6 protein-coding genes are annotated in these 12,262 nt (G+C 32.0%); all 6 read right to left on the bottom strand.

What is annotated here, in order from left to right; all coding sequences use genetic code 11:
• Nucleotides 1–3: 3 nt before the first annotated feature.
• The 6 genes from HSX10_RS16305 to HSX10_RS16280 all read right to left on the bottom strand — a co-directional run bounded on the left by HSX10_RS16305 (nt 4) and on the right by HSX10_RS16280 (nt 12,259).
• Nucleotides 4–1,800, bottom strand: a complete 1,797-nt coding sequence (locus HSX10_RS16305; RefSeq protein ID WP_173589318.1) for a hypothetical protein — start codon at nt 1,798–1,800, stop codon at nt 4–6.
• Nucleotides 1,801–1,808: 8 nt separating this feature from the next.
• Nucleotides 1,809–3,563, bottom strand: a complete 1,755-nt coding sequence (locus HSX10_RS16300; protein WP_173589317.1) for a hypothetical protein — start codon at nt 3,561–3,563, stop codon at nt 1,809–1,811.
• A 24-nt stretch (nt 3,564–3,587) separates the two neighbouring features.
• Nucleotides 3,588–3,989 (bottom strand): hypothetical protein, encoded by a 402-nt coding sequence (locus HSX10_RS16295; protein ID WP_173589316.1) that lies wholly within the window; start codon nt 3,987–3,989, stop codon nt 3,588–3,590.
• Nucleotides 3,990–4,023: 34 nt separating this feature from the next.
• Nucleotides 4,024–4,632 (bottom strand): N-acetylmuramoyl-L-alanine amidase, encoded by a 609-nt coding sequence (locus HSX10_RS16290; protein WP_173589315.1) that lies wholly within the window; start codon nt 4,630–4,632, stop codon nt 4,024–4,026.
• A 90-nt stretch (nt 4,633–4,722) separates the two neighbouring features.
• A complete protein-coding gene (locus HSX10_RS16285) occupies nt 4,723–5,415 on the bottom strand; it encodes a hypothetical protein (RefSeq protein ID WP_173589314.1) in 693 nt (230 codons plus the stop codon).
• A 40-nt stretch (nt 5,416–5,455) separates the two neighbouring features.
• The gene (locus tag HSX10_RS16280; RefSeq protein WP_173589313.1) at nt 5,456–12,259 is read right to left on the bottom strand and encodes an Ig-like domain-containing protein; all 6,804 of its coding nucleotides are present in this window, start codon (nt 12,257–12,259) and stop codon (nt 5,456–5,458) included.
• Nucleotides 12,260–12,262: the final 3 nt, after the last annotated feature.

Below are 12,262 nucleotides of genomic sequence, written 5' to 3'. Positions count from 1 at the left end.
TGTTTAAGGCATCATATTTCTGTTCGCAAAATCTTTTTCCATCGTTTTTATGACGCTATTTACAATTCGTTTCGTGACATTACCTTTAACAATTTTCAGTGCATTTCGCAACAACCATTTTTTTTCAAATCTTGTATTAATTTCGAAACACAGAATTTTACCCACTCTATTTTTTAAACTTGGTTTAATACTATCAAAATATCCCTTTTGTAGTTTAGGAAATTCATCAATTGTATAATAATAGGGGTTGGTATGACCAACGTCTTTATCTGATATAAGATTTAGATCAGGTATAATTGGAAGATATAGGGTGTCTACTCCGTCGTTATTTTTAACTTTCCTTCTAAAAAGATCAATTGCTTCTTGATTTAAATTTCTAAATAAAGGATGGAGATTGTTTTCATCATATTCAAGCATAAAAAAAGCTCTCAAAAAGTTTCTAGCATTATTTCTACCTAAAAAGAAATCATGTTTTCTAAATTCAATATCTAAAAATCCACCAAACCCACCTAAAGCAGAACAAGCCAAGGGAGGGTGGTCTTTAAGTACACCATTTTGTTCCCATTTTACAGGAAAAACTAGAAGTCTTAAATAATCCTTGTAAAACGAACCACTATGTTTGACTCTTACTTGCTCTCTAAATGTTGTGTAGGCTTTAGGAATTACACTCCAAAAGTTTTTTTGAAAAAATGAACCATTAAAAGGGTCTTCAATTGGTGCTGCCTCATCCTGATTATAAAAGTTAGGAAATGGATCTATCATTATGGTTCCAAACAATGGAAGTTCAGGGTTATAATTTGGAGAAATTTCTTCTAAAACTTGAACTACCTCAGAATAGGGCTCGTTATTTATTGTTCCACCATCAATATTTGTAAAATCAAAGTTTTCATCATCAATTTTAATATCAATCGCGGATTTATTTTCTTCACTAATATCTAAGTTTCTTAAAATGCAATTTTTTATATATTCTGTTGATAATTTCCCTTTAAAGTGTCTTGCTGCAAGACCTATAGGGAAAGCGCCTGTGCCTTTTGTACATAATTTAAGTAACGCCTCTGAGTCCTTATCATAAGGGTCAAATTTTAAATAAATATCCTTGTCTAGGTCTTCATCATACTTTATTTTAAAATGTGCCACTATCATATGCTCATTCATTCTGTGACCAGGTGTATGAGGAAAGTGAGATGATAGCATATTTTCAAAATTAAGTTCAAATGGCACTCCTCTTAAACTACAAAGCGTTATTAAGACTCTTAAATCTTCTGATATATATTTAGGCCTTTCTCTTTTCTGGTCTTTTGGTACGAGCTCATCGAAAACCTTATCAGCTATTCTATCTATAGACTTTGAATTGAGTAGAGATGGAACGCCATCATCATTATTTTCAAAATCATCTGTATAAAGCATTTTTTGAAAGGTCGCTACTTTATTTTCTATACTAGTGTCGATATCATCATCAAGCAAAACCCAACTATCATATAAAATATTTCCCGTTTTATCATTTGTTGGTTGTTTTACAGAAGGCATTTTTGAGTATGTGGAAAGTGCTGTTATCATTCCAACCATTCCACCTGCCGAGGCTCCACCTAAAACATTAATACAAACATCGTGCAGTGGAACCTTTTTCTCATATTTACTTAATGGTTCATTTTTGGCTAACTTTTCTCGGATTATAGTTTTTTGATCTTCCCAAAGTTCCAAAGCCTCGATAAGATAATCTATAAAACCCGCAGTATAAGCTCCCGCTGATACTGCACCAGCCATAGTAATTCCTAAGTGAAATGTGTTTTTTTCTTCCATAATTTTAATTAATCAACTTTATTAATAGGAATTCCAGGTAAAGTAAAGGGTAGGTTGATACCGAAAGACCAGTATGGCGTATCTAGTGTAACATTATAATTAATGCCAACACTCAAAATATCTTTAAATGCAGTAAGCATAAGACCTGCACCAAACTCAGGAGTGCCATCGGTATCAAAATCTGGTGTTGAAATTGCCAAACCAAATCCAAAATCTATAAAGTCATTGTATAAGTTAGAATTACGAGAACCAATCTTTAATAGCAAGGCAGCGGAAGGAGCATATAAAAAGCGTTTATCTTCTATTGGTAGAAAATTATTCTCATTGAAGGAATCTGCCATTATAATACCAACAGCAGTTTCAGAACGTAATCCAATGAGTTGCATGGTAAGTGTTCTTTTCTCTAGTATTCGTTTTTTTTGTTCATCGACCTTATCATCACCAGATTTAGGCGTAATTACTAATTGTATCTCTAGACCATCACCATTGTCTCTTTTCCCTGAACCTTCAAGGTTAATATATCCTGTGTCTGGTAAATTATCGAATGAAAATTTATAAACCTCCTCGCCAATAGTCTCATTAGCTATATATCTAGTCTGCTCGAGTTTTAAGGTTTCCAATAGCTTAATTAAGTATTCAACACCTGACTGTATTTCTCCCTCACATTTATTTAGCTTATCAACTAGGGTACTAACTTCATTTTTAATATCTGTAATAGCCAAACCTGTAAACTGAAATCCAGAAATCAAAGTCGGTATATCATCCTTAAAATCATTTAGTCTTTTAACTTCTTCAATAATATCAAAGGGTCTTGTAATACTCCAACTAGAAATATCCTCTTTTGATATTGACAATAAATCAAAAATCCCATTATACTTTTTTTGTAATACCTCAATATCTTTGGTCAAAGCGTCCGTGATATTACTTTCTACATTAGAGTCATCTAAAAAAGTTTTTATATCATATTTTAAGCTAGTAGCACACTCCAAATTAGGAATATAATTTTCTATATCTGACTTTAAACTATCAAAAAAACTTGCTGCACTTTCATTTAAGGTATTGGCTTTTTTAGCAATAGCTTCGAGCTCTTTTTTTTGTTCAGGAGAAATATTGGTAACCCATCTTTGAACTCTATGAAATTCTCGCTCTGAATAAGAGTCAAAATTCTCAATATGAACTCTGTCACCTCCTTGCTTATTTTTTAAAAAAGCCAAAATACTAATGTCAAAGCTTTGTCCTGTATGGTTTGATAAAGATTTACCTAAATTTTTATTATAAGCATTAAACTTTCTGAGAATGTAGAGCTCGTAACCAACTTTTTTATCATCATTATCATCACTTAATGTATCCCATTCATAATATAAACTATTATATCTATTCTCTAAATCAGTATCCTCAATTTCACTCATAAAATCAAAAACATAGTCATTAAGAGATTTATCTTGAGCAGCAGTCCTAATATTTTTCTCTAGTACAGTATATATCTTTTCTTGATTCTCTAAAGCTTTATTTAAAAGATTAATTCTATTCTTAAGTTCTATTTGTTCAGCAAATGATGGGTAATCGTTTTCGATTCTTTTAAGAAGCTCTTCCTTGGATATTTTAACTTCTAAATTTCCGTTTATATCAACAATATTTTTTACAACTTTAACTCCTCCGTTAACGTCCTCCGAAACCTTTAAAATTTTTTGTTTATTTTGAGTCCATCCTATTGAAATAATAAGAAATAAAAAAAAGAAAATTGAGTGTTTTTTAGTCTTCATGTTATGAATTTTTGAACTTGTATATTAACTATTTTTTATGGCCTCTCTAAAAAGTTTGGTAAGTCTAAAAGGGCTCAATGAGCCATTCAGATGGATTCTGGTATTTACCTTTCTTGGATGTTTGGTAAAACAAAATGCTTTAATTTCTTTATAGGGTGTATCTACTTGTATAATATCAGCCGTTTTTAATATTGGCTCTAATTCATTTTTCAAAGTAGTGTGGTTTCCTATCCACATTACCACTAAGGTCTCGTTTGTCGTAATTTGTCTAGTCAATTTATCTGCTAGAATAAGTCCTTTTTGTATGGAACTAGAATCGCCTAGAATAACCATAATTATTTTATCACTGTCAATCAGTTGTTGGTACATTCGGAGCGCTAGCGCATCATCATTTAATGGGATTTCGGTAGTATTTTGTAATGACATAGATTTATTGCGTTATTTTAATTAATATTCTCGTTCAAGGAAAACTTTCTTTAAAGATTTCCACTTTAGTTCTTATGATAGCGCTGACATGAAAATCAATTATTTTTTGCCTTCCCTCTTTTGTGTTTAAGATGGAGTCAAACTCTTCAAAATTGTCCATGAAGAAGTTTTCTGTTAGAATAGCGGGCATTTTTGTTTTAGTAAGCACATAAAAACGACGTTCTTTGTCTAGGTCACCATCCGAAAAGTCAGTTCTTAATATTCTATTTGGAAATACCTTATGATACTCTTCTCCAAAAGCTGTAGCTATTTTGTCACTCTTAGTATCGCCTGGAGATGTGAAAACCTCACTTCCTTTTCCACCACCAGCATTGCTATGAATGCTTAGATAGAAACAGTTGTTTGAAGGGAATTTATTGGCACGTTTAACACGCGTTTCTAAACGCACGTCCCAATATTCTGGTGCTATGTTTACGTAAGGAATTTTATAGTAAGTAAGTTGCTCAATAATACCATTTACAATGGCTCTATTAAATTCTCCTTCATAAATAATTCCTTTATCCAGCCAGTCTTTTCTCTTGCCAGCAGTTTGATATTTACCGTTTATTAAAGCACCATGCCCATTGTCTAATAATACAATCATCTCAATTTTAATTATCAAGAGATTAAATTACAAAAAAGGCTTTCCATTGAAGTAATGGAAAGCCTTAGAATTAATAAGGTGTTTTATTATTTAATCCGTTAGAAACGAAATTCCAGAGATGCTAGTCATAGTAGAGTTGTAAGAATAACATATAACATCTCCAGTAGGATAAACATCTGTTCGAAATACACCATTCGCTCTATAAGAATTAAAGATTATTCGCTTACTTGGTCTATATCCATTCGGAAGTTTAAAAATTGTAACTGTACCTGATGCTGTACCGCCTTTAACGACTCCCTCTATATAAACCACATCATTCTTCTTCCTATATCTAGCGCCATGATAAGTTGAACTATGATTAGTTATACTATTTAACAATGTAGGTGTTTGCCAACCTGTATCAAAATCTGTAATTACCTCACCAGTAAGACCGTTAACACTTTGAACTGGCGCAGCTGCAGGAGCAAAGTTTGCAATGGCATTTTTAGTACCAACTGGAGTCACATAGGCATCTACATTTGCACCATTCAGTTCTTCAACAAGTGTTGATTTCCTCACAATACCTCGATTCGAGGTCGTTGAATTTGGAACATGTGTCTGAACAGCTTTCAAAGTAGTTGCTGGTGTCATATATTTATCATCATCTGTACCCTCCTGAGCATCAGATAAATTTGCCTTATCTTCACTAATATTTAACGAACTATCAATTAAATCTTCATATTCTAGTTGAGTCGGTTTTTTTCCTGTTTGGAAATAAATCTTTAAGTCGCTTCTATTTGACATATCTATTCTTTTTTTGTTAACTAATTTATCTTGGCGTTATCTAATTATCTTGGTCTTCGTCTTCTCTAACTATATTTGTGTTCTCTATTATCATATCTCCAACACCCTCATTCTCTGCTATACTATTTACGTTAGGAATGGTTAGTATTTTATCTTCTGTACTTAACATACTTGCAGAATTTTCGGAAACAACTTTAAAATGATGGTAAATAGGATTACTATCTTCATTTTCAATAATAAGTGAACCATTGTTTAAGGACGTGTCTGCTAATAAAAGTTGCAACTCAATCTCATTGGAAGTAAGCGTATGGACATTAACCCAATTACCTTGGTTATTCATTTTATATACATGGTATTTGCCATTGTGCACTTTTTTATACCACTTAAGAATTACATGGTTTATTACATTCGAATCTTCCGTATCGAGATCAAAATTATAATGTAGTATTGGAGATTCTGGATTCGCATTTTCTACAATACTACTTATTAAGAGTTTAGAAGCTTCTGAAGGTGCATATTCTGTTATTAAAGAATTATTATCACCTACGGTATTACTACCATCAACATACTGAATCTCTCTTAACGAAGTTACTCTATAATAGAGTGGATCTCCATAAGGAACATATCCTAAGTCCGTGAACTCATCTTTTATTTTCCAAATATTATTAAGCAATTGATTATCTGCATCTAAATCAATTGTTTGTATTAAATCCATTGTCCTTACTGATAAGGCATTCTTTGGATTCAACGTTCTATACAACTTTAATTGCTTGATGTTTTGAATTTTTGGATAAGCATTCACCTCAACTGTTACACTCGGAAGAATATTTAAATTGGCATTTTTTAAAATTGGAAGCACTCTTTTAATTTCTGGAGTTTGCGGTGGTTTAGTATTAACCAGCTTAATAGGCCCTAATATTGGACTGTAATCTCCTAATTGCATGGTGTTACCCATTTCCCTAATGGCATAGAAGTAAAGATTATCAGAAGTGCCATCTAGATTAAAATCTGTAAACAACACTCCAGTCTCCATATTAGGAAATTCTGCTTGCAAATCTTGAATGGTTTCTTGAGACATTAGTTTTGCCATTGGTGCCATATCAAACTTAGAATCTGTAGGTGACAACAATGTGCCATTATCATCACGAACAACCTGTTTTTTAGGTATTGGTTGATAATTAGACTCATTAATATTATCATATACTATCGGAATCTCTGTCAATGGAGTAAACACATTGAAGATTACCGATTTTATATAATCTTTAAATGTAACAGAATCATCAATTCCTTCTAATTCTAGTGATGGGATAACAATTTCTGTTAAACTTAATGTCCCAATATCCCCATTAATGGTGTCATTATCTGGATCACCTAAGTCATATAAATCATAGCTTGTGCCATAATTATTGTTTCTATATTCTAAAATATCATTTATAGATTTATATAGTTGGTATTTATCTGGATTAGGAAAACGATAGCCGTCTTCATTTTCAGGGTATTCAAAGAATTCATTATCTGTTTGAAATGTTTCGTCATACTCAAAATCAAAGCCAAGTAAATTTTGCCAGCGTTTAACCAAGTGAAATTTCGGGTCAATATCTTCCTTTAATTTTGCTTTAATTTTTAACACGGTAGCAGAATTATACAATGCATTTAAAATTGCATCATCATTACTTCTGTAAAATTGAACACCATGTGGTATGTGCGTAAATCCTGGTTTTAATGTAAAAGTAGACTTACCAAAGGTATCAGGTCTTGTTGCATATACAAATTCTTCACCGTTAGACATTAGTGGTGTTTGAGGTCTAATAATTTCTTGCGCGAAAAACTGTGCTGGTTGACTAATTTTAGATCTATACCATCCATTGCTATTTACAGCATCATCAGGATGCGATGGGTCTTCTGTTTGTAATCCAAAAATTGAATATTTCAACCCTTCACCTGCGCTTGGTAAAATAGCATCCTCTGTTAAATGGTGTGCTACATCATGATATAAATATAATCTATAACCTGGATAAAAGTTTACCTCTTGTTCTCCAATTAAAATTGGATCAAATCCATCGACTAAATTAACATCAGCGACATTTACAGGATATTGCGGATCTATAGCATAAATCACCAAGTCTTCACCAACACCGATATTTTCTATTTTAACAACTTCTAAAATTTTACGTTTTTTAGTAGGATTATTTTGGGTATGTATCCTTACAATTCCTTGATACCAATCTACATTATGGGACATATATTGTGGATGATGGGCTAAATCATATCCAGGAAATGTAATCTTATACATTCCAACATGCCGCATTTCAGTAATGACATTGCCCTCATTATCAAATTCTTCTGGTAATTTAGTTTGCAATCTTAATTCTTCAGTAATGATTGCTGCATCCCACCATATACCTCTAGATTTTTCAAGAATCTGCTCAGGGACACCACTAATACTTTCTTCTTCAAGTATTTCTCTATGGATATCACTTAAAGAATCATAACCTATATCAATTTGAAAATCTAATTTATTAATTGCCGTCGATGAGCCTACTTGCCAATTACTATCAGTCAGCATGTTTTCAACCGCATTAAACATAGTAATACCATTGAATACTGGCAAAGCTAAGGGTAATGTTGGGTCAGGATCAGTACCATTCAACATCGCTTCTGACACTAATTGTTTGTAAACATTAAAAATTGGACCTTCTCCAGAAATATTAGATTCTATTACTTCATGAACAATATATTTAATAGTGTTAAACATAAAAATACTTCCCACATAATGTGATAATTGACTCGTTTCAATATTAGGGTTGATCGTTTCTCCTGTACTATTTAAAACATAGGATTCTGTTCTGATTACTGCTAAAGCATTATTAGTGTGTTCTTGTATAGATTTTATCTTTCCTGCAACTGTCGCTGGTGGTCTATTTCTAAAGAAAAGATTAATTTTATCCGCAAAAACCTCCCGACTATCTTTAAATATTGAATCTTTATCTTCTACTGGATCAGAATAACCACCCATAGATTCATCATTAATTTGATAAACAAGTCTATCTTGATTTATATGATGATCGAAAGTCAGTCTAATTAAGGTTTTATCTATAGCTTCAGCTTCGACTAAAGTATTATGCATTTCCTGTTCATTTGCAGAGGTTAACATCAAAGGACTTTCTTCAACTACCAAACAAGCCTTAATATTACTTGGAGGCAATAGTCTATTTTGAGGCTTAAAAAGGGTTTCTAAATCCCAAAAAACAGTACTCATTTGTGATCTACCAAACCAATTTATTCCGTACGAGCCATAGCGATGCCAGCCTTCCTCTCTTTCTCTATGAAGAAATAAGGTTTCATTAGCATCTGGTAACATTAAAGGTACAGTTTCATAACTCGCTGAAGTTAAAGGATCATCAGTTGAATAATTATAAAACTCAGAATTGTTAGAAAGTTCTGGTTTTCTCCAACTAGCAGCATCAGGGTTTCCTAATTCAAAGCGCTTATACTCTATACCAGCATAAACTGGTTCTGTAAACTCAGAAGTACTAAATTGATTTTCAGTTTCGTAGAAAGCTACGTTGGTTTGACTGTCCAAAAGTTCCTCATTAATCAGACTAATAAAACGCTGTTTGCCATCATATAAATACCCTTCTTCATCTAATAAGTTTGATATATTATTATCTGAATTGGTAGTACCTAAAATAGGTTCTAACAAATTCACAGGCATTGGTAATCTTTCATTTACCATAGCTGTTGGGAGAGACAGGTATAAGTGTTGTATTTCATCATTATTAGTTTGACCATTTGAAAGATCACTTATTGTAAAATACTCCGCTACATAGATATATTTCTCTTCAATTTGGCTAAGATTTATTGCGCGATCTATATGTCCTAAACCTAATATTCTAGCCAAATGAAAATCCATTGAAGCCAATTGAATTAAAGTTAAATTAGAAATATTTTGCATGTCATCTTCTTGCTCAACCCCTTCTGGTAAAATATCACTGAAAGGAATGGCTTCTTCTGCAATAGGGTTATTAGGGTCGTCATCACTTATCTCAATAAAACGTCTAACAACTGTTTTTAAACGTCGATCATAATATTCGAAATACTCAGGATCAAGCACATATGATTCTACTTCTTGTCCATTCCATCTATCTAAGTAATTAGCTTTATTAACGGTTTCTCCATCATTAAATCTTGGCCAGTGCCCATTAATTGGTGCTGAACCTGATAGATCTTCTAATCTATTTATTGCTTCACTATCACTTGTTGTTAAAGCATAAGCTCCTAATGAAGTCCATTTATCTTGTGATGTGTAATATTCTAAAGAATCTGCATACAACTCAAATCTTATTCTCTTTATATTATTAGATTTTGTTTTAAATCTAATAGTTCTAATATTTTCTTCAACAAAACGCCCTGTACCAGTAAAGGTTCTTCTTGCTGTCAGATATTTTATTGCACTTAAGTTATTATTTTCTACACTTAAAGTTTCTGCCTCAATAATGGTTGAAGGAGAAGAAGGTTCTAACTCAACCGCAAAAGACAGCGTTGTTTTATGATCTATTTCAATAAGTTCTTTTCCATAAGCCTGTATAAAACTATAACTTGAAGTTAATGGATTAATAGATGCTTTAACTTCGTTATATTTTTGCAAATTCTTAAAATATACATAAAATGGATTTCCGCTAATATGGTATATCCAAAGCTGATTGTTATTATCAACTACGTTAGGACTAGCTTCCTGAAAATCTAAGTCTAAATATTGAGGCACATAAAGAGCTCTGTAGATTCGCACAAAATCATCCGTCTTATTGAAATTATTATTGTTAGTCGCATGATTACCTTTTGGTAAATGCGTATTTCCTAAATAACCTTTAAGAATCCATCTTAAGTGCATACCACTAAGACTTCCGTCATTCCCCTTTGAACCAGCAGCTTGCATATATAAATTTGTAGATTGCAACCTACTAGTTGGACTTATAAAAAAGCGTTTATATATATCAACTGTTGCAGTGTTTCCAATAGCTTCGTTAGATCCAACTTTAAAACTAAGAATAACGTTTTCTTGATTATTGCTTGATGATTGTAAAACAGCAGTGTACACACCACCACCTTCATCTTGCCCATTACTTACAAAAATAGCCGAATAATTATTACCATTGGCAAATACAATAGTCACCGTTTGGTTAGTAGTCACTGGATTTCCGTTACTATCCAATAAGTTAACAGTAATCGTAGAAGTGGAAATCCCATTTGCCAGTATTTGAGTCGGATTGGCATAAATAGTACTGACACCTAAATCTACATCACCATTATTATCATCACAATTTTTAGAAATTGTTACATTAGCTGTTTGTGCTGCACTATTACCATTTACATTAAAGCTTAATGTTGCTATACCGATACCTGTAGCCATTAAAATCGCAGAATAGGTGCCATCATTATTATTAGTAGTAGCACTAATATTACCCAAGGAGGTACTAATTAAAACTGTATTACTTCCATTGGTAACCAAATTACCATTTAGATCAATTAACTGCACATTTACAGTAGATTGACCTCCAGAAGGTAAAATACAATCTGGATTAGCGATAATTTCACTCTTTTTTAAATCTACAATTGTAGTAGGACAATACTCTATTTTATTTGATTCTATTCCATTCTTACTTGGTTCCGTATTAATAATTTCATAGTTGGTATCTTCTAAAATAATATCAATCTTCTTTAAATCATTTTTTTCATTTACAGTGATTGGTGTTTTTAGCACTTTTGTTAGGCAGCTATCCAAAGCTTCATTGGTTAAGCAAATAGAGGTTTGGATAGAGCGGTTATAGATGACACAGTTAATTTGTTGAGTTTCTATATTATTATTAATAGAATTCACCTGAGTAGTTCCATCTGCATCAAAAGATTTTACCCAATTAAGTGTAAGACTCTCATCAAAATGATATAAAACATCACCTGAACTTGATGAGGAAATTCCAAGCACATAAAACCCATTCTTACTAGACATCAGTCCATTTGTATATACCTCTTGTGATTGAAATTTTTTAATTGTTAATGAAGTCAAATTATCAATCAATGAAATGTATAGACTATTTTGCTTTTTAGCGTAACCTGAAATTAAAATTTTACCGTCCAAATCTAGAATATCGGAAATATAAATATCAGGGTTAGTAACAAATACAGTTCTAGGTAATTGTTTCAAATCATTATTTAAATCTATAATTATAGCATTCTGATGTCCTATTTTTTCTTTTTTGATACTACCTGCAAGAATAACTCCATCTTTATTAGCTGTTAAACTCGTTAACAAAAAATCATTTTCTTTATCAATATCAATAGATTTCCCTTTCAATAAATTTCCGACTTTATCGAAAATTCCAATATAATTATCTGCAATATTGGAAGCTGTTACAGCACCTAATTTTGAAAATGCAAAATAAAAGCCAGATAAATCTTTTAGTGGTTCTAGAAAGAGTTCATAATTACCATCAAATTTAAAATTGCCTTGTTTTGACCAAAGAATATTACCTAACACGTCAATACTAACAAAGAAAACATTAGTAGAGTCTTGCACTAAAATAATATATTGGAAAGCACCTTTATCTAACTTATCGCTATTAATTTGAATTATTTGCTTGAACGAATTTTGATCTACACCTTTTTGCCAATATACATTTTCCCAGATAGCATCTCCAGTAATACTATCAATGCATGTAACCAAACCTTTTTGTTCAGAGTCTGTACCAATTGCTAAAACAAACCTTTTTCCGTTTTCAATAAACTCCTTACTGAAAGCGTATCGATTTTCTACTTTATCTCTACTATATCTATTTATAAATGTCATTTG

Origin of the sequence: Winogradskyella undariae, assembly GCF_013285155.1 — a bacterium.
Taxonomy (GTDB): domain Bacteria; phylum Bacteroidota; class Bacteroidia; order Flavobacteriales; family Flavobacteriaceae; genus Winogradskyella; species Winogradskyella undariae.
The sequence above is the reverse complement of the archived record's forward strand: the minus strand, read 5'-3'. Positions and strand labels throughout refer to the sequence as shown.